Origin of the sequence: Bdellovibrio bacteriovorus (assembly GCF_025558485.1) — a bacterium.
Taxonomy (GTDB): domain Bacteria; phylum Bdellovibrionota; class Bdellovibrionia; order Bdellovibrionales; family Bdellovibrionaceae; genus Bdellovibrio; species Bdellovibrio bacteriovorus_G.
This window is the reverse complement of the sequence record NZ_CP102930.1, coordinates 2905010-2923398: the sequence shown is the minus strand read 5'-3', so window position 1 is coordinate 2923398 and position 18389 is coordinate 2905010. Positions and strand designations below refer to the sequence as shown.

The 18389-nt window shown below is 49.8% G+C and carries 15 protein-coding genes; 10 read left to right on the top strand and 5 right to left on the bottom strand.

Features of this window, described 5'->3' with window-relative positions:
* The first annotated feature begins 67 nt into the window (after positions 1 to 67).
* The 3 genes from EZJ49_RS14360 (at position 68) to EZJ49_RS14350 (ending at position 4809) form a co-directional block, all read left to right on the top strand.
* On the top strand, positions 68 to 907 hold the full coding sequence (locus EZJ49_RS14360; RefSeq protein WP_262552901.1) for a S1 family peptidase: 840 nt from the start codon (positions 68 to 70) through the stop codon (positions 905 to 907).
* A gap of 101 nt (positions 908 to 1008) precedes the next feature.
* Positions 1009 to 2226, top strand: a complete 1218-nt coding sequence (locus EZJ49_RS14355) for a hypothetical protein (protein ID WP_262552900.1) — start codon at positions 1009 to 1011, stop codon at positions 2224 to 2226.
* A gap of 12 nt (positions 2227 to 2238) precedes the next feature.
* Positions 2239 to 4809 carry a hypothetical protein gene (locus tag EZJ49_RS14350; protein ID WP_262552899.1) on the top strand — a complete coding sequence of 857 codons (2571 nt, stop codon included), beginning with the start codon at positions 2239 to 2241 and terminating at the stop codon, positions 4807 to 4809.
* A gap of 7 nt (positions 4810 to 4816) precedes the next feature.
* Here the strand turns inward: EZJ49_RS14350 and EZJ49_RS14345 are convergent, their stop codons facing one another.
* Entirely contained in the window at positions 4817 to 5209 is a 393-nt protein-coding gene (locus EZJ49_RS14345) for a DUF721 domain-containing protein (RefSeq protein WP_262552898.1), read from the bottom strand.
* Positions 5210 to 5232: 23 nt separating this feature from the next.
* On the opposite strand from EZJ49_RS14345, the gene trmFO reads away from it, so the two are divergent.
* A complete protein-coding gene (trmFO, locus tag EZJ49_RS14340; protein ID WP_262552897.1) occupies positions 5233 to 6555 on the top strand; it encodes a methylenetetrahydrofolate--tRNA-(uracil(54)-C(5))-methyltransferase (FADH(2)-oxidizing) TrmFO in 1323 nt (440 codons plus the stop codon).
* 84 nt (positions 6556 to 6639) lie between these two features.
* On the opposite strand, the gene EZJ49_RS14335 is transcribed toward trmFO, so the two are convergent.
* Positions 6640 to 7254: a thymidine kinase gene (locus tag EZJ49_RS14335; protein WP_262552896.1), complete on the bottom strand. Its 615-nt coding sequence runs from the start codon at positions 7252 to 7254 to the stop codon at positions 6640 to 6642.
* A 231-nt stretch (positions 7255 to 7485) separates the two neighbouring features.
* On the opposite strand from EZJ49_RS14335, the gene mltF reads away from it, so the two are divergent.
* The gene (gene mltF / locus EZJ49_RS14330; RefSeq protein WP_262552895.1) at positions 7486 to 8910 is read left to right on the top strand and encodes a membrane-bound lytic murein transglycosylase MltF; all 1425 of its coding nucleotides are present in this window, start codon (positions 7486 to 7488) and stop codon (positions 8908 to 8910) included.
* An 85-nt stretch (positions 8911 to 8995) separates the two neighbouring features.
* Positions 8996 to 9505 carry a hypothetical protein gene (locus EZJ49_RS14325; protein WP_262552894.1) on the top strand — a complete coding sequence of 170 codons (510 nt, stop codon included), beginning with the start codon at positions 8996 to 8998 and terminating at the stop codon, positions 9503 to 9505.
* 42 nt (positions 9506 to 9547) lie between these two features.
* On the opposite strand, the gene glmS is transcribed toward EZJ49_RS14325, so the two are convergent.
* Together glmS and glmU are read right to left on the bottom strand one after the other, a co-directional pair.
* Positions 9548 to 11434 (bottom strand): glutamine--fructose-6-phosphate transaminase (isomerizing), encoded by a 1887-nt coding sequence (gene glmS, locus EZJ49_RS14320; RefSeq protein WP_262552893.1) that lies wholly within the window; start codon positions 11432 to 11434, stop codon positions 9548 to 9550.
* Positions 11435 to 11442: 8 nt separating this feature from the next.
* Positions 11443 to 12837 (bottom strand): bifunctional UDP-N-acetylglucosamine diphosphorylase/glucosamine-1-phosphate N-acetyltransferase GlmU, encoded by a 1395-nt coding sequence (glmU, locus tag EZJ49_RS14315; protein WP_262552892.1) that lies wholly within the window; start codon positions 12835 to 12837, stop codon positions 11443 to 11445.
* Between the two features lie 58 nt (positions 12838 to 12895).
* Here glmU and EZJ49_RS14310 point away from each other — a divergent pair, with 58 nt between their 5' ends.
* The 4 genes from EZJ49_RS14310 (at position 12896) to EZJ49_RS14295 (ending at position 17619) form a co-directional block, all read left to right on the top strand.
* Positions 12896 to 13591 carry a M14 family murein peptide amidase A gene (locus EZJ49_RS14310; RefSeq protein WP_262552891.1) on the top strand — a complete coding sequence of 232 codons (696 nt, stop codon included), beginning with the start codon at positions 12896 to 12898 and terminating at the stop codon, positions 13589 to 13591.
* On the top strand, positions 13591 to 14271 hold the full coding sequence (locus tag EZJ49_RS14305) for an HAD hydrolase-like protein (protein WP_262552890.1): 681 nt from the start codon (positions 13591 to 13593) through the stop codon (positions 14269 to 14271). The genes EZJ49_RS14310 and EZJ49_RS14305 overlap by 1 nt, the downstream gene beginning before the upstream one ends.
* Positions 14259 to 16115 (top strand): sensor histidine kinase, encoded by a 1857-nt coding sequence (locus EZJ49_RS14300; RefSeq protein ID WP_262552889.1) that lies wholly within the window; start codon positions 14259 to 14261, stop codon positions 16113 to 16115. Before EZJ49_RS14305 ends, EZJ49_RS14300 begins: the two co-directional genes overlap by 13 nt.
* Before the next feature lie 100 nt (positions 16116 to 16215).
* Positions 16216 to 17619 carry a sigma-54-dependent transcriptional regulator gene (locus EZJ49_RS14295; protein ID WP_262552888.1) on the top strand — a complete coding sequence of 468 codons (1404 nt, stop codon included), beginning with the start codon at positions 16216 to 16218 and terminating at the stop codon, positions 17617 to 17619.
* A 38-nt stretch (positions 17620 to 17657) separates the two neighbouring features.
* On the opposite strand, the gene EZJ49_RS14290 is transcribed toward EZJ49_RS14295, so the two are convergent.
* Entirely contained in the window at positions 17658 to 18389 is a 732-nt protein-coding gene (locus EZJ49_RS14290) for a substrate-binding periplasmic protein (protein WP_262552887.1), read from the bottom strand.

Genomic DNA, 18389 nt, shown 5'->3' with positions numbered 1-18389 from the left:
TTTTGACACTTCCGGAGCGCTTTTCTTCACTTTGAGGTGTGTTGCTTTTTTGCATGAAAGCCACCTTATGAGAAAATTGCTTATTTTCGGACTTCTTTTACTGACAGCCTGCCAAGAAAGCCTGCAAAATGGGGAAGTCTCTCCTTTGCTGGATGATGCTATTGTGGGCGGTCGTGAGGTGGACAACGCGGACCCCGTCACCAGACAAGCCCTGAATTTTCGCGTTTTCCATTCTCCCGTCACCAAAGAGGATGCTGAAAGCATCACAACCTACTACAAAGTTTCCCAGTGTACCGGAAGCGCCATCAGCACCCGTCTGATCCTGACGGCAGCCCATTGTATTATTCAGCGCGAAGATGCCTCTCATCGCGTGGATATTAAAAATGGTGAAGGCCAAAGCATCACCTATAAGGCTGCGAAAGTGGCAGTGCACCCCAAGTACCTTGAAGGCGATAAAAATTATGACGTGGCCCTGGCATATCTGGAAGCAGACCTGCCAGCGGACGTCGAGATTCTTCATCTGCCGCAAAAAGAGGCTCTGATGGGGTTGACGTCCGTGGTTGCAGCGGGCTTTGGAAGAACTGACGGCCGCCCGTCACAACCAGGAAATTCCGGTATTTTGCGCACTGTAGAGCTGCGTGTTTCCAAATACGCCCCCACCCTGCCTTACTTTATGGTCAACCAATCTGAAGGCAAAGGCTTCTGCCAAGGCGACTCCGGCGGACCGGCTATGGCGATGATCAATGGTGTAAACACCGTTGTGGGTGTAGCTTCCAAGACCACGCACAAGATGGAACTGGCTCCGGGCGAAGAAAAGAATCTTTGTATTCTTGAAGGTCAGTATATGAATGTGCAGTTCCATTTAGACTGGATTTTGACAGAGTCCGCGCGATTTATCATGCAGTAGTCCAAAGCGCTGGCACAAGTTTTTCAAGAGTTTTACTTTAATTTCAAAAGGCGTTATAAAAGCGCCTTCATTATCAATATAACGTTCTTGAGGATGATGCTGTGAACTTTAAGGCATTGCTTGTAACATTTTGCGGACTGCTGAGCTCAATTTGCGCTCAGGCCTTGATGTCCACAAGCACGTTGCCAGAAGGTATTAACAGCCCTTCTTTCCGTTTCGGCATTGTCGATGGTATCAGCCAAAAATACACTGAATCCGGCAGCCTGATGAATTTGGGAGATTACAAATCTGTAGTCTTCGATGCAAAAACACTGGCTAAGTTTAACTCCGATGCAAAACGTCTGATTGATGCTTTAAACCGTTTCGGTGGTCACGCTTTAGGAGACTCTTTCAATCTGGGAGTTCTGCGCGTGGATACGTTACCGCGTGTGCAATACTATGCCCCGGTTTTTGCCCGTGGAATCACCAGCAAGTGGACCGTCGGTGTCGGTGTGCCTATTGTGTCGTACACCAACAAGATTTCCCTGTCTCAGGAATTTTCCAATATCGAATACTACCGTCGCCAGTTTTCAGGATTGAATCCGGAACTGGATGATGCTTTGAATACGGACTTAAGCAAAGCCACAAATGAAACTCTGGCCGGCAAAGGCTACAAGGCTTTGGGTAATCGCAATGAAACCTTCGTCGGTGATATTCAGGTGGTCAGCATGTACAAGCTGTATGAAAAGAATGAAAAAGTCCTGACTTATCAGACGCAGCTGAATCTTCCAACCGGACCTCAATACGATCCCGACGACCTGGCCTCTCTGAATGTATTCGGTCGCACCAATATCACCAATTCCCTGGCTTATTCCCAGTACCTGATCGGGCGCCTGTCCATGGTGCCATACGTTTCTTATCTGGTGAATATCCCTGATATCGTCAGTGCCCGTGTGCCATTGAACGAGGACGATACCTTGCCGGACGCAAACACCAAAGAAGACGTCACGCGCACACTTGGCAATATTGCCACAGTCGGCAGCAATCTGTTCTATGAAATGACGGACAGCTGGATGATCGGTGGCGGCTACGATTATTCCACCAAAGAGGCTGACAAATACACCGGGGATCGCGGCACGCGCTATGATCTTCTGGCCGTGAACTCAGCTTCAACCGCCCACAGGGTCAAGGCCGAAATCACCTACAGCTCCGTTAAATCCTATTTCAAAAAAACAGCGGTGATTCCAATGATGGTTTCCTTCCAGGTTTCCGACACCTTTGCGGGTGTGAACATCGAACGTCAAACCACTCAGGAAATGAACCTGATGTTGTTCTTCTAGAAAGGAGGGCGTATGAAAAAGTCTTTGAACATTCTGCTGTCATCCGCCCTTGCACTGACGGCCTGTGCTCCGAAGGTGGAAGAACGTCTCTTTGAACAACCCAAGACATCCTTCGGTCCACAGTCCAAAGACGCCCAGTTAAATCTGCGCCTGCGTGAATTCGGACAAGCCGTCCCGGCTTTAACCTGGCGGGACACGGTCAGCTCAGCCACCTATTTTGAACAGGCCGAAGCCCTGATCGAGCTTGGCGAAAAAACCGGACTGGAAAAACTAAAGAACACCGGACTTGCATGGATTCGCAATTTCTATAAGACACCGGAATCCACATTGTCCATCGAACTGGCGAAGTCGCCGTTTGCGGCACTGGCCACGGGGCAAACACAAGAACAGGTTCGCACCACCTTAAGCGAGGTTCTGGTTGAACTCGATGCCTCCCGTCCCACGATCCGTTCGCACATCTTAAATCTCGGCGGCGGCCTGCCACAGACACCAGTCACAGGTTTGGGGGCCATGCTGACCCGGGCTGAAATGTTCTCCAATATGGTTCTGGCGGAAGTTCCCCGCATGGGTCTGACTCCGACCATCGAAGACGGACTTAAAGTCGGCTTGGTTGATACAACAAAACCTTTATTTGCTGACGCCCGTGAATTTCTTCAGCGTCTGATGGCCACAAAAACACTGACGCAGGCTTTGGCACTGATTGATGAAGCTGTTAAAAAGTTTGAAATTGAATTGGACCCGGAACTGCAAAAAAGCATGAAGCAAGGTCGCCAGCTGGCCAGGGGCCTGGATGGTATTAACGGTCCTCAAACTGCCTTGGCTGTACTGGTGGACATCTGGCGCGTCCTGACCGCGGAAGAGCGCGCACAGTATTTTAAACCCGTGAATGAAGACCTGTACGACTTCCTGAAAAAACAGGATGAAAAAGAACTTAGCTGTCTGCAAGCCGATGGCTGTCTGGGTGGCGTGATCAATGGCATTGCAAAAAAAATCTTCATCCTGCCGAAGATCAAAAATTATGGCATTGAAAAGTTGCGCACAGAAATGAATGAGGCCACGCGAGGCTACGTAATCAGTTCGATTGAGGCTTTTGCATCTGAATTTGTCAAAACCATGCCGCAAACATTTGCTGACAATATTGACACTGCCATCGTGGATAAAGCCGCAGCCATCGCACGTGTTCGCGACGGCTATGGCAATTACGTTTCCAATCTGTTCACAGTTTGGCAGCAAAAAATTCTACCAGAATCCCAGGGACAGTTACCGGGCTTTGAAACAAACCGAGTGACCGTGAACATCGCTTCCGGGAAGGACTTCAGCCTACAGGCTGTTCCGGCCTCTTTGAATGTTTCAGGTGAAGCGCTGGGTGCGGGCCTGTCTGCCAGCGCCCAGCTTTTGCTAAAGGATTCCAGTTTGGGGAGCATGGCGTTTTCTCACATGCTGGCGCAAGTGAACAAACTGGTTGCTGTCGGTGGCTACCGTGACATTGACAACAATCTGATTCCGGCTCTGCTGGCTCCAGTGAATCATCGCGGGAAACTGCTGGATATTATGAATTTCGATGATTCCAAGGACCAGGATCTGTCCTTCCGTATTCCTGATTCCATCGCATTGCAGGACCCTTATCATGCCGATCCAGCCATGACTTATGAAAAGGATTTTTCTGCCGCCAGCTTTGCCGCACAAGTGCGCGGGCTTAGTCGTATGATGCGCATCACACGTGACTGGGAAAAAACGGTGATGGATGAACAACTGGGGCACATTCAGGCTCAGGACCTGACGACCGATGCAGAACACGATGATTTAAAACAACCCCTGTTCCCGAAAGACATGCTGTTTGCTCTGAATCTGGGGGACGCGGCCGTTCTGCTTCAGGATTTGACCAAAAAAGCGACCCCGGTTTTCCTGTTAACGACAGAAAATAATCTGCTGTGGGCGGATAGCTATGGCAACACCCCCGAAACCGCCATCATGGCCGGAATCGTGGATATCAAAAAGGGCGAACGTCTGAACTTTGTAAAAACCAAAGACATCGCCCAGTTCCTGCTGGCTATGACCGAATTCCTGGATGCCACTGAAAATGTGGAAAAAACCAAGTCGTCCATTCTGCTGGCAAAAGACGCCAATGGAGAAGCGCCGCTGGATGTCCTGCTGACAGGACGCAAGGATATGAAGCTGCTGGTGCTGGCCGTGGCAAACTTTATTTCCAATCAGTTGGTTCAGGACAACAAACTGGTGATCACGCAAATGAGTCTGACTGATCGAAAGGCTGTTGCAAAAAAGCCTTTCCTGATCGTGCAGCAGGCCTATGCGATGCAGGCTCTTATCAAAGCTTATCAACTGACAAACATTGATTCCTACTTGTGGTCAGCGCAGGAAATTTACTATGCGATGAACCGCACCCTATTCAACCCTAAAGAGGAATTCTACATCAACAGCGACGGCAGCAAACTGAGTTTCCCGGAACGCGTGCAAACACTGCTGGCTTTGCAGCATCTAAAACCCTATCTGCCAACAGAAAGCCGTCCCCAGTTGGAGCGTCTGATGGCCCCATGGCTGGAAGCCCTTAAAAACCTAAAGTAGAACCCCGTTAATCATCATCATTTTCAGGCGCGATTTTGGAGATCATCTCTTTGAAGTCCGTCTGATCCTGCGTCGGAACTTCACGACGATCCAAAGTGAACTTGATATATTTTACAAAATTATTCTGAAACTTCTGATTGATGGTGTCGCGAATGGGATCTTTCATAAAGATCATTTGCTGCATCCACGAGGAATTTCGCACCCAAACGTACAATACGCCCCTTTGAAAGCCCACAGGCTCGGCATTTTTCGCAATGGTTGGCCCCACGACCTCGTCCCACTTTGCCCACAGCTTCCAGCGCATAAACTGCTCGGACAATGGCGACTTGCCATTTTCAAAAAGACTCTGTAGTACTTCCGAGCCTATAGATAATTTGCCTTTGGGTTTTTTGGAATCCATGTAAGAAAAGGTCTATCACAAAGATGACAAATTTCACTCAAAATCAAAAAATTACAGTCGTTGGAGCAGGCCTGGCCGGCTCAGAATGCGCTCTACAGCTTGCTGACATGGGATACAGTGTCGTGCTTTACGAGATGCGTGATAAAACCATGACTCCGGCACATAAAACCCACAAGTTCGCGGAACTTGTCTGCTCTAATTCTTTCGGCAGTTTGGGTGAACATTCCGCTCCGGGCCAACTTAAATGGGAAGCAAAAAAACTGAATTCGCACATCCTGAGCGCTGCCTTTGAGGCCCAGGTTCCCGCAGGTCAGGCTTTGGGCATGGACCGCGAGGTCTTTTCCGCCATCATGACTGACAAGGTGAAAAATCACCCCAATATCGAAGTTCGCAACGATGTGGTGAAATCCCTGAACGACATTCCCCGCCCTGCCGTTATCGCAACCGGTCCACTGACTCATGATGATTTGGCCGAAAGCATGCGCCAGCATTTCGGCGATGAGTTCCTGTATTTCTTTGATGCCATTGCACCGATCATTGATGCCGATTCCATCAACACAGAAATCGCCTGGAAAGCCGATCGCTACGACAAGGGTACAGGTGATTACTACAACTGCCCGATGAACAAGGAAGAATACAACCGCTTCATTGAGGAAATTCAAAAAGCCCGCAAGATTGAACCAAAAGATTTTGAGACCACAGACTTTTTTGAAGGCTGCATGCCGATTGAAGTAATGGTGGATCGCGGGCCTCAGACCCTGCGTTTTGGTCCGATGAAGCCGATTGGTTTGGATGACCCGCGCACAGGACGTTATCCTTGGGCCGTGGTGCAACTTCGTCAGGATAACAAAGAGGGCACGGCTTACAACATGGTGGGCTTCCAGACTCGCATGGCTTATGGCGAACAGGTGCGTGTCTTCCGCATGATTCCGGGCCTGGAAAATGCAGAGTTCCTGAAGCTGGGAAGCATTCACAGAAACCTGTTCATCAATTCTCCGAAAAGACTGAACAAAGATCTTTCCAGCAAGAATGATCCCTGGTTGTTCTTCGCAGGTCAGATCACGGGCGTGGAAGGATACTTTGAATCCACTTGCACAGGCTTGATGGTTTCCCGTTTCCTGAATCAGAAACTGAAAGACCAACCCTTCAATCCTCCACCAAGAGAAAGCGCCTTTGGCTCCCTGTTGGAAGCCATCACGGACCCGACTCGTGCCGAGCATTTCCAACCCACCAATATCAATTTCGCATTGCTGCCACCTTTGGCAGAAAAAGAGCGCGACAAGACCTTGCGCAAAGAAAAACAAATCAACATCGCCCGAACCGCGATGGAGCAGTGGAATCCGTAGTTCCCCCTAAAGGTACGGACTTACTTTTGGTAGTGCAGAAGCGTTAATTAACGCGGTTCTTAACCAAAAGTAAGTCCGTACCTTTTAGGAGATTTCCATTTCGCGTTTTAGTTTCCAGTCCATTGTTGGTGCGTCGACTTCGGGTTTGAAGTGTTGACGGCAGCGGGCTTCGTAAGCGTCGTGAGTGCCGACCAGAACCTGACCGTCTCCACCGGCCGTTCTTTGCGTGCGGCTGGCTGGTGATCCGCAGACCACGCAGACGGCATGTTGTTTGGTCACGCTTTCGGCAATCGCCATCAAGGTCGGCATGGGTTCAAACGGTTTTCCCTGCCAGTCGGTGTCCAGCCCGGCAATGATTACTCGCAATCCGCGGTCCGCCAGATCCTGACAAATCTGCACCAGATTCTGAGAAAAGAACTGACCTTCATCAATCCCCACCACCTTGGTGTTCGGCTTTAACAAAGACCAGATTTCTTCGGCATCATGAATCGGCGTGGAATCAATGGTCGTCAAATCATGAGAAGTCACGGCCATATCGTTGTAGCGTTTATCTATAATAGGTTTGAACACCTGAATTTGCAGTCGGGCGAATTCCGCACGACGAAGACGGCGAATCAGCTCTTCCGTCTTCCCACTGAACATGGAACCAACAACAACTTCAATCCATCCACGGCTGTGAACATAGGAAAACTCAGACACCAAATCCCCCCTTAGTGACCCTCATAAATTCACGATTATGGAATCTGACAAAGCTGTCAACGCTCGATCTGGCCTAATTTTGACGGTCATGCGTTAGAAAAATGAGTGAATTCAGACTTTGTGACGCCCTTCTGTAAGCGCTGTCGGAGCCTGTACTTTTTTACAATTCAGTGACGAATTTGTGCAAGATCCGTAAAGTTTTCGCATTTAAAGGCGGAAATGAGGTGCTTAATGCTTGCACTGGCACCGCGCCAAAGGATACCAAAGCCCCACGCTATGGGAACGATTTTAAGATTTCGACAGAAAATCGCCCGGGCTCTTTTAATCGGAGGCCTTGGGTTCACAACAGTCGCCATGAATGGCTGCGACGCCATGATCTGGGACGAACAGGAGAGCCTGACTCAGGTTCAATCCAAAGGTGAGATCGTTGTCCTGACCACACAAAGTCCTCTTATATATAGTAAGCCCAAACGTGGCGACGCCTTCGGGATCGACCATGATCTGCTTGAGAACTTTGCCAGCCACTACAGGCTTAAACTCAAGTACGTGGTTCTGCCGGACGAAGACTCGGTGGTGCGGGCTCTCTCCAAAGGTGAAGGAGATATTGCAGCAGCCCGCTTGAGGACTCCTCACAATACCACCGGCGCCCTGACCGGCCCGGCCTATGAAGAAACTTATTTAAGTCTGTATTGCCAAAAGAAGGCTCAGATTCAAAATATCAAAGACTTGAACGGCAAAAGCATCTCGCTGCTGAACAAGGACAACTATCTGGGACTGTCCCAGCGCCTGAACCAGCTTTCCCCGCAAGTGCGTGTGGAGATTCTGGAAAACACCAAAACGCAGGATCTGATGGCCAATCTGGCTCAACGTAAATCAGACTGTGTGATCGCCGAAAACTTCAGTGGCGACTTCTACTCCCGCTATCACACTTCCATCGAAAAAGTGACGACACTGACCTCCCCTTATTCTTTAAGCTGGATGCTGTCCCCGGACAATGCCCCCTTGCTGCACTTGATGCAGTCCTGGTATCAGCAGGCTTCCCGCGAAGATGAAATCATGCGCACTTTGGATCGCTATAAAACCTATCTGGCCCAGCTGGATAAACGCGACATCGCTCAGTTCTTCAAAAAAGTTCGCACCACTTTACCTATGTATAAAGACACCTTCCGTGAAGCAGCTCGTGAACACAACCTGCCTTGGCAGTTGATTGCATCTGTTGCGTATCAGGAATCTCATTGGAATGCGGAAGCGCGCAGCTACACCGGGGTTCGCGGACTGATGCAACTGACGACAGACACAGCCCTGCATGTCGGCATCGAAGATCGCACCGATCCGGTGCAAAGCATTTGGGGTGGCGCCAAGTATCTGCGCTATCTGATGGATCGCGTTCCGGCTGATCTGAATCCAAAAGACCGTCTGGCGTTGGCTTTGGCGGCTTACAATGTAGGTTCTGCGCATTTGCGTGATGCCCAGAAGCTGGCCGCGAAAATGGGGCGCAATCCCCATTCCTGGAGACATCTGCGCGAGGTACTTCCTTTGCTGGCAGACCCTGACTATGCAGCAGAATTGGAATACGGCCCAGCCCGCGGTTATGAAACTGTGGACTTTGTAGAACGTGTGAAGTCCTTCTACAATCTGATGAATTCCGCAAGCTAGCTGCGATTCTGCAAATCGGTCGGCATTTAGTTTTCTTGCCCATCTAAAATTTGAAATTTCATCTTCAGAAAATAAAATAGTCCCAATGGCAACTCGACTGTTGAACGTGACTATTTTCATTGCCGTCCTTTTTTCCGGTCTTTTAGCAGGATTTGTGACCTTCTTTGTGACGGTCGTAAATCCCACCCTGCGAGAGATGCGTTTGCGCCAGTATATTGAGTTTTATCAAGTGGCCGTCCCCATCTTTGAACCACGGGTCAAGATGCTTTATATTCTGATGATCATCAGCACTTCGCTGTGGCTGCTTTTGCGCTTTCGTTACTGGAAAAGCTTTGAAGCCATCTGTATTGCCGGGGCCCTGTTCTGCACGCTGGATGAAATTATCCTGTCCTATTGGGGGCATTACAAGCTCAATGAAATTCTGTACCGGGTGAATCCCTCAGATCCGGAACCACTGTTCTGGATGTCGATTCGCAATGAATGGATTCAGTTCATGTACTTGCATATGATTGTCACTGTCGCCGGGTTCGTTCTGATTTTGATGGCTCTGTATTTCAACCGACAAATGATGGAGCAAAAAACAAAAAGCCAGTGAGAATCCTCACTGGCTTTCGTTAATTTCATTTTTTGGGAAACTTTATTCCACCGTCACGGATTTCGCCAGATTGCGCGGCTGATCTACGTCGTACCCCAGATTGCACGCCAGATGGTAAGACATCAACTGCAATGGAATCACCGCCAGAATCGCATTCACTGTCCAGTGGGCTTTTGGAATTGCCAGGTAATACTCACTGATACCACGAAGCTTTTCGTTGTCACCTGTTCCGATGGAAATCACCTTGCCGCCGCGGGCGCGGGCCTCTTCCAGATTGCTGATCGTCTTTTCGTACAGATGATCTGTCGGAGCCACCATCACAATCGCCATGCGTTCATCAATCAAAGCCAAAGGACCGTGCTTCATTTCACCAGCGGCATAACCTTCCGCGTGCATGTACGCCAGCTCTTTTAGTTTCAAAGCCCCTTCCATGGCGATCGGGAAGCTCGTGCCACGGCCCATATACAGGAATCCGCGGAACAACTTCAGCTTGGAAGCCGCTTCCTCGAAGTACTTGTCATAAGCCAACACACCTTCCATCTGACTTGGGGCCGCCAGAAGAGCTTTTACCAGTTCTTTTTCTTCAGACTCGTTCATCACCCCACGAGTGCGGGCCATGGCAATAGCCACTGTATTCAGGACTGCCATCGTGCTTGTGAAGGCCTTGGTGGAAGCCACACCGATTTCCGGACCGGAGTTCATGTACAAGTGCCCGTGCGCTTCGCGGTCAATGGTGGAGTTCTTCACATTGCAGATGCTCAACGTCGTCGCGCCCATTTCTTTGGCCATGCGGATTGCCGCCAAAGTGTCTGCGGTCTCACCACTTTGAGAAACCGTGATCACCAGACTTTTCGGTGGAATCACCGGATTGCGATAACGGAATTCACTGGCAATATCCACTTCCACAGGGACCTTCGCCAATTGTTCAATCAGATATTTTCCGATCATGCCCGCATAGTTGCTGGTTCCACAGGCGATGATAAACACACGTTCAATGCCTTTGAACACTTCCTGCGTTTTGGTCCAATCGGCCTTGCTGTCCAGCTCTTCCAGTTTTTGAACCGGCTGGCCGCCAAAACCAATATTTTTCAACGCCACAGAGAAAGTCTCCGGGTTAACATGCGGTTCAATTGCCGCCGCCACCGCACGAGGCTGTTCATAGATTTCTTTTAGCATGAAGTGGGCGTAACCCTGCTTTTCCACCATTTCAGGGTTCCAGTTCAATTCCACGATTTTTTTCTGAATCGGGAAACCGTTGGCAGAAAAGAACTGCACATCCGTGCCCTTGATGGAAGCCACTTCACGGTCTTCCAGATACACAAATTTCTTCGTGTAATGGATCAAGGCCTGAACGTCGCTGGCAACGAAGGTCTCTTTTTCAGCAAGCCCCACCACCAATGGAGGACCGTCTTTAAAGGCCACCAAACGATCCGGTTCCTGTTCCCACATCACCAGAATCGAAAAGGCCCCGCGAATTTTTTCCAACGTGTTCTGAACGGCTTTGAACAGGTCCTTTGTGATTTCCACTTCTTTGGAAATCAAATGGGCCACCAGCTCGGAATCCGTATCCGAAGTGATCTCCGCCCCTTCGGCCAGAAGTTCTTCACGGATTTCCAGATAGTTTTCGATGATGCCGTTATGAACCAAACTAATGCCACGAACCTGATGAGGATGGGCATTGCGCTCGGAAGGCTTCCCGTGTGTTGCCCAGCGCGTGTGTCCGATACCAATGTGACCGTCAAAGGTCTCTGTTGCCAGCTTGTCTTCCAGGGCTTTGAGTTTACCCGGCGCACGCACGCGTTTGGTTTTACCATGATCCAAGATGGCCACCCCGGCACTGTCATAACCGCGATACTCAAGTTTTTTCAGACCGCTGACAATCACATCCTTAGGGTTTTGTGGTCCCAAATAACCGACAATTCCACACATAAACTCACCTACTCTTTTTCTTCAGCCACGGGGGCCTTCGCAGTATAATTTTCTTTTACAAACTGTTTGCCACGCGCCACTGCCAAAGCATTGGCTGGCACATTCTTCGTGATCGTGGAACCGGAACCGATGATCGCATCATCGCCCACTTCAATCGGCGCCACAAACTGCGTGTCACTGCCAACGAAGACGCGATTACCGATCTTCGTTTTATATTTCTTTTTATCCGCAGCGTAGTTGCAAGTTATAGTTCCGCAACCCACATTCACTTCTTCACCGATCTCGGCATCACCCAAATAAGTCAAATGACCGGCCTTGGATTTTTTGCCGAATTTCACTTTCTTCATTTCAACGAAGTTACCCACATGGGCTTCTTCAAAGATCTCTGTTTCCGGGCGCAAACGCGCGTAAGGACCGACGGAAACCTTGTTGTGCAATCTGGAGTTTTCCAGATAGCTGCCACCACGCACCTGCACGCTGTCGCCAATTTCAGAATCCGAGATAAACGCATTGGATTCCACCACCGTGAAAGATCCAATCCTGCTGCGACCGCGGATAAAGACATTCGGGTAAAGCACAGTGCCGGCGCCGATTTCCACGCTGTCTTCCACATACACCGTGCGCGGATCAATCATCAGCACACCTTCTTCCATCAAACGCAGGGCTTTGCGCTTAAAAAGCAGGCGTGTGGCTTTCGCCAGCTCCACCTGATTGTTCACGCCCACGGCCACTTTCGGCGTGGACTGGATCGCCTGCACACGACACTTGTCCTGAATGCACAGGGAAATCAGATCCGTGATGTAGAATTCTTTTTTGGAATTGTTGTTCTGAATCTTTGGCAGGTACTCACTTAGGATGGAGGCCTTGACCACGTAAATGCCCGTATTGATTTCGCGGATTTTCAAAGTTTCCGCAGACGCATCCTTGGCTTCGACAATCGCTGCCAGATCGCCCTTGTGACGCACAATACGGCCAAACTCTGCCGGATTTTTAAGTGTCGCCGTCACCACCGCCAGATCACATTTTTCATCACGGAAGATGCGCACAAAGTCTTTGATGTCAGAAGCTTCGATCAACGGGTGATCACCATTCATGATCACCACGGTGCCTTCGATGGTTTCAGGTTTTGCACAGCGAACTGCATGGGCTGTGCCCAGTTGTTCTTCCTGAACGTAGCAGGCAACACCCATAGGTTCCACCACTTGACGGACCAATTGCTGACCGTGCCCGACAATCACGCGAACTTCCGCCGCGCCCGCCTGCTTGGAGGCTTGAATGACTTTTTCGATCATTGGACGGCCCGCCACAGGGTGAAGAACTTTCGGCAGCGGGGATTTCATGCGTGTCCCTTTTCCTGCCGCAAGAGCGATAACCGTCAACTTCTCAGATACATTTGCAGACATGTTCTAAACTTCCTTTTAAAAGCTTTTCTTCTCTGAAAAAAACAGGCTTAATTGTCTCATGCAAGCAGAAATTTTTCATCAAACTTCTTGGGCAACAACAATTCGGGGAACACCGATTGAGCTGTATAAAAAAACACACAGTCTCAGTGGTTTTTCCGAACGTCCTTTGCTCTTCATTGGCGGCGTTCACGGCGATGAACCCGAAGGTGTCCGCCTGGCCGAAGAATTTCTGCAATGGCTGAAGCAGGCTGAAACCACCCGCAGCTTGGAAATCCGCCCTTGGATTCTGATCCCCTGTATTAATCCCGACGGGTATTCACAGAATCAGCGCACCAATGCCAACGGCGTTGATCTGAACCGCAATTTTCCCTGCCGCGACTGGAGCTCTGAAGCCAAAGCCCCTCGATACTATCCTGGCCCTTCGCCCGGGAGTGAAAAGGAAGTTCAGGCTTTGGTAAAACTCATTGAGGACGAAAAGCCACAGCTTATAGTACACTTTCACTCATGGGAGCCTTGCGTTGTTTACACGGGTCATCCCGGCAAAATGGCGGCAGAGATTCTTGCAACCGGCACTGACTACGAAGCCCGCGAAGACATCGGCTACCCGACTCCGGGCAGCTTGGGACAGTATGGCTGGCTGGAAAAACAAACGCCGGTTGTTTGTATCGAGGAACAGGAACACATTGATCTGAATCTGGTGTGGCCTCACTTTAAAACAGGCCTGGAGATGCTGATCACAGGACGGAATTCTTGATGAAATACAAAAGCCTCGCTTTCGACTTGGATGACACACTTTTGGACACCTCGGGCCTGCTTGTGCCTTTGGCGTCTCAACGTGCGTGCGAGGCCATGCTGGCAGCGGGACTGCGCTGTACTTTGGATGAATGCATGCGGGCCCGGGCAGAGCTGGCCACCGAACTTTCCCACACCGAAATTTTCACTCGTATCGTCAATCGTTTCGGAACAAATCAACAGGGCAAGGCCGTTCACGACGCCCTGGAGGAATTCTACAATCCTCAAGTGCCCGAAACCCTGCCTTTGATGGCGGGAGCTTTGGAAAACCTGAAAATTCTGAAACAGAACTACAAACTGTTTCTGGTGACAATGGGTTCAATTCCGTCACAGGAAAGAAAGATCAAGGCTCTGAATATCGCACCGTTCTTTGATGGCATCTATATTCTGAACGGATTTATCGGCGAAAAAAAAGACAGCGCCTTCCGCGAAATTCTGCGCACGCAAGGACATGACCCCAAGTATCTGCTAAGCATTGGCAACCGGCTTTCCAGTGAAATTCGCGATGGAAAACGCGTGGGCGCCGACACCTGCTATTTCGCCTATGGCGAACACGTCGGTGAAAAACCGCAATGCCCTGAAGATCATCCGGATTTCACGGTGTCTCACCACAAGGATTTAATCCCGACATGCGGACTTTAAAAGCAGGCTTTTTGTTAATAGGCCCCTGGGATGCGCGCCTGCAGGAGCTGGGTGCACATATTGCCACGGACTTAAACCAGGCCTGGCATTGGATTCAGGATTCCACCTATGACGTGGTGGCCCTGTCAGTCACTTTGATTCTGGGAAAAAAATTTCGCGAGTTCTATGACGAAATCAAGCGCGCCCATCCGGCCACTCAGTTTATTGCCGTGGTTCCGGCGGACTTTTCCGCCAATCAGCTGGCGGTGCTACACGAAGAATATTCCTTCCTGCGTGTGATGGAAAGCTTTCAGGACGCGGATCTGGAACAGCATCTATTTGCCGCTTTGGAAGAAGCCAATCAGCGCAAACAGGATGAAAATCTGGCCCTTTTAATCCGCGAGCAAACTTCGCAACTGAAACGACTGCAAATCGAGCTGGAGGAACGTGTTCAAAAAAGAACCAAGTTCCTGACTGAAGCCCGCCGCAAGCTGTTCATGACCAATTCCCGCATCGAAGGCTTTAAGCGCGCCCTGATGGCCGTGCATGAAGCCAGCTCTGTGGTGGAAATCGAGCATCTCTTGAATGATTCTTTGGCCGCCACGGTGCAAACCTCGTGGATTCGCCTGTTCTTCCATCCGCAGGACGAGCTGTTCGCCAAACAAGTGCAAAGTCAGTTAAGCTTCACCCAGTATCAGGTGCCGTTGTTCCGCCAGCACGAAAAAGTCGGTTCGATCTTTTTCCTGCGCGCCCCGGATCACCCCTTTTCCCGCGAGGAAAGTGATTTCCTGAATCGGGTGGCTGAAGCCGTGGCCCTGGCGCTGGACCGCATTCAGAAACTAAAGGAATCCGAATCCCTGAAAGAGCAATGGGAAGCCACGTTCAATTCGATGTCCGACCCGGTCGTGCTGATTGATACGAACTATGACATCATTCAATCCAACAAGGCCCTGGAAGAACGTCTGGCCGAACAACCGCATCAGGAAACATCACGCAAGTGTTATAAAGTTTTATTCAATCGCGATGAACCCTGCCCCGGCTGCCAGCGCGGCAGTAATTTCCGTGTGCAGTCGCGCAGTTCTTCTCCGCGAAGCTTTGAGGTGTATTCACAAAGTCTGCTGCTGGATTCTGAAAAGCCTCCGGTATTTGTGAACCTGTATCACGACATCACCCAGCAGCTAAAGATGGAAAGGCAGATTTTGGAATCCGCCAAGATGGCCGAACTGGGAACCATTGGCTCCAGCATCGCACATGAACTGAACAATCCGCTGGGTGGCATTCTTTCTTTCACCCAATTGATCAAGATGGATATGGACCCGCAGCATCCTCTATATCCCGATGTGGTGGAGATGGAAGCCGGTGTACAACGCTGTAAAGAGATCGTGCAAAATCTTTTGGGCTTCACTCGTGATCCAAATGCGGATCGTGAAGGCGAAGTCAGTGTGAAGGAAATCTGTTTGCGCGCACTTAAAATTGTTGAGCTGCAAACAAAGTCCCAGGGTATTGAAGTAAAGCTGCACTTCCCAGTGGATGATGTCATTGTCAGAGGACATTTAAATCTGTTGGCCCAAGCCTTGAAGAATGTTCTGCAAAATTCCATAGACCGCCTGACCGATAGAATCCGCCAGGAAAAAGGATTTCGAGCTTTTCTCGACATTGAAATCAATGTCGAAACAGATTCTGCTGTTATTTTAATCAAAGACAATGGTCCTACTGATAAAAATCCAAGTCTTCCTATGGGCTTAGGTGTTTCCGTGGCTTCGCAAATCCTGCGTGATCACGAGGGCGAGCTCGAGTTTTCCTCGGCTCTAGGCCAGCCGTATATGGCAAAAATTTCCTTCCCCCGTCCAGTTTTGAGGTCCTGAAAGCCTTACCAGGCGCGGATTTTTTGACAGTACCGTCAAAAACACCCTATCCTAATTCAAGCGGACTTTATCCGCTGAACCCACCATGGAAGGAAGGTTCATGCGTAATCAACGTGTGCTTATATTAGATGACGAATCCTCGCTCCGCACGGCTCTGTTCAGAGTGCTGGATCGCAAAGGACTGAATGTCATCACTGCCAACAAAATCGAAGAAGCCAAAGTTCTTTGCCAGGGCGACACCCCGGTGGATCTGGCCATCGTTGATTTGAATCTGCCGGATGGCGACGGCATTGAGTTCATGACTTATCTAAAATCCCTGACACCTTCCACGGAAGTGATTATTCTTACCGGTCACGCCACGATTGAGTCCGCCATTCGCGCGACTCAAAAAGGGGCCTTCCACTTCGTGACCAAGCCTTTCAATCTTGAAGAGCTGATGAGCCTGATCGAAAAAGCCCTGACTCATAAAAAGCTGCAACAGGAAAATCAGCAGCTTCGTTCTGAGCTGAACAAAAAATATAAATTCGACCAGATCGTCGGCAGCAGCGACCAGATTCAAAATGTTCTGCGCATGATCGAGCGTGTGGCTGATTCTGATTCCACAGTGCTGGTCACCGGGGAATCCGGAACCGGAAAAGAGCTGATTGCCCGCGCGATTCATTATAACTCCCCACGCGCACAAGGTCCTTTCGTGCCAATTAACTGCGGCGCCATTCCATCTGAACTTTTGGAAAGTGAACTGTTCGGACACATGAAAGGCGCCTTCACCGGGGCTATCGCCAACCGCGTGGGCCGTTTTGAAATGGCTGATGGTGGAACGATCTTCCTGGATGAAATCGGCGATCTTGAGCCGTCCTTGCAAGTGAAGCTTTTGCGTGCTTTGCAGGAACGCAGCTTCGAGCCGGTCGGCTCTACAAAAACCGTGACCGTGAATGTTCGTGTGATTGCCGCCACAAATTTGAATCTGGAAGAAGCCGTTGAAAACGGTAAGTTCCGTGAAGATTTGTTCTATCGCCTGAATGTGATTCCTATCACTGTTCCGGCTTTGCGCGAACGCAAAACAGACATCCCAATGTTATTGAATCACTTCATGGACATTTTCAATAAAACCAAGGGTCGTGGCCTGACTGGTATCACTTCAGACGCTTTGGACTGTCTGGTGAATTACCCTTGGCCGGGAAATATCCGCGAATTGGAAAATCTGGTAGAACGCATGACCATCCTTAAAGGTCAGGGCCAGGTGGATATTTCGGATCTGCCTTTGAAATACAAATCCGGCAAGACCTCTTCCGCAGAAGTCGGTGGCCTGGAAATCCCGGATGCGGGCATGGATTTCAATTCGGCCGTTGATGCCTATGAAAATGCGCTGATTCTAAAAGCATTGGAAAAAACCGGCTGGAATCGCAATCAGGCAGCGGCCTTACTAAGACTGAACCGCACCACACTGGTGGAGAAGATCAAAAAGAAAGGTCTGACTCCTCCAAACGAAATCACACCGACTTAAAAACAAAACCCGCTGCAAGCACAGCGGGTTTTTTCTTTTTAAGGATTCTTGTTCAGATTTTCCATGATCAAAGGATACTTGCTTAAATCGCCGGTCAGAGCCTTGCGGAAAGCCGCTTCAATCCTTGGCAGATCCGGCTTTAGCTTTTTATGGAAGGTCAGATACAGCGGGACCGTCATAAAGGAAACCTGCCCCATGCTTACTTTTCCTCTGGCTGCGGGATAAGCCTCAATCGCACTTCGCCCCACTTCTTCAATTGCAATAAAGTAGTCGATTTTTCCGTCCACCAACTGCGCGACACTTTGCAAGGGGCTGACTGTGTGAATGTATTTCAGCTTCTGCTGATTGGCTTCCAGACTCAAAGCGTGGTTGTTGATCGAGATGCCACCCCGAAAGGCTTTTAGTTTGTGCTCATTGAATTTCAGATTTTTTCCCAGATAGAAAATCCGCCCGTGAGTGCGAATCAAGGGAAACGATAAAGAAACCGTCTGTTCCCGTTGCTCAGTGAACGACTTGTCGTCGTAGATGATTGCATCCAGCTTTCCCTGAGTTAAGAGCTCATAAGGTCTTTGTGCGGGGGTGTTCTGTATAACCACCCCATACCCCGCATCAGCCAAAGCCCGGTTGATAAATTCCTGATACTCCATAATAGCCCGGACCCGCTTCACCTGAAATGGCAGTCCCATCACCAATGGTTTCATCGACGATGGTTCTTGTGCCACCGCCAACGAGCCCAGCAAGAGTATCCAGAAAATCAACGTCTGCTTCAT

Excerpts from the sequence above, each read along its gene's own strand:
- EZJ49_RS14310 (WP_262552891.1), top strand. The coding sequence starts at position 12,896 with ATGCAAGCAGAAATTTTTCATCAAACTTCTTGGGCAACAACAATTCGG.
- EZJ49_RS14295 (WP_262552888.1), top strand. The coding sequence starts at position 16,216 with ATGCGTAATCAACGTGTGCTTATATTAGATGACGAATCCTCGCTCCGC.
- EZJ49_RS14360 (WP_262552901.1), top strand. The coding sequence starts at position 68 with ATGAGAAAATTGCTTATTTTCGGACTTCTTTTACTGACAGCCTGCCAA.
- EZJ49_RS14325 (WP_262552894.1), top strand. The coding sequence starts at position 8,996 with ATGGCAACTCGACTGTTGAACGTGACTATTTTCATTGCCGTCCTTTTT.
- glmU (WP_262552892.1), bottom strand. The coding sequence starts at position 12,837 with ATGTCTGCAAATGTATCTGAGAAGTTGACGGTTATCGCTCTTGCGGCA.
- mltF (WP_262552895.1), top strand. The coding sequence starts at position 7,486 with ATGCTTGCACTGGCACCGCGCCAAAGGATACCAAAGCCCCACGCTATG.
- EZJ49_RS14305 (WP_262552890.1), top strand. The coding sequence starts at position 13,591 with ATGAAATACAAAAGCCTCGCTTTCGACTTGGATGACACACTTTTGGAC.
- EZJ49_RS14300 (WP_262552889.1), top strand. The coding sequence starts at position 14,259 with ATGCGGACTTTAAAAGCAGGCTTTTTGTTAATAGGCCCCTGGGATGCG.
- EZJ49_RS14290 (WP_262552887.1), bottom strand. The coding sequence starts at position 18,389 with ATGAAGCAGACGTTGATTTTCTGGATACTCTTGCTGGGCTCGTTGGCG.
- EZJ49_RS14350 (WP_262552899.1), top strand. The coding sequence starts at position 2,239 with ATGAAAAAGTCTTTGAACATTCTGCTGTCATCCGCCCTTGCACTGACG.
- EZJ49_RS14345 (WP_262552898.1), bottom strand. The coding sequence starts at position 5,209 with ATGGATTCCAAAAAACCCAAAGGCAAATTATCTATAGGCTCGGAAGTA.
- glmS (WP_262552893.1), bottom strand. The coding sequence starts at position 11,434 with ATGTGTGGAATTGTCGGTTATTTGGGACCACAAAACCCTAAGGATGTG.
- trmFO (WP_262552897.1), top strand. The coding sequence starts at position 5,233 with ATGACAAATTTCACTCAAAATCAAAAAATTACAGTCGTTGGAGCAGGC.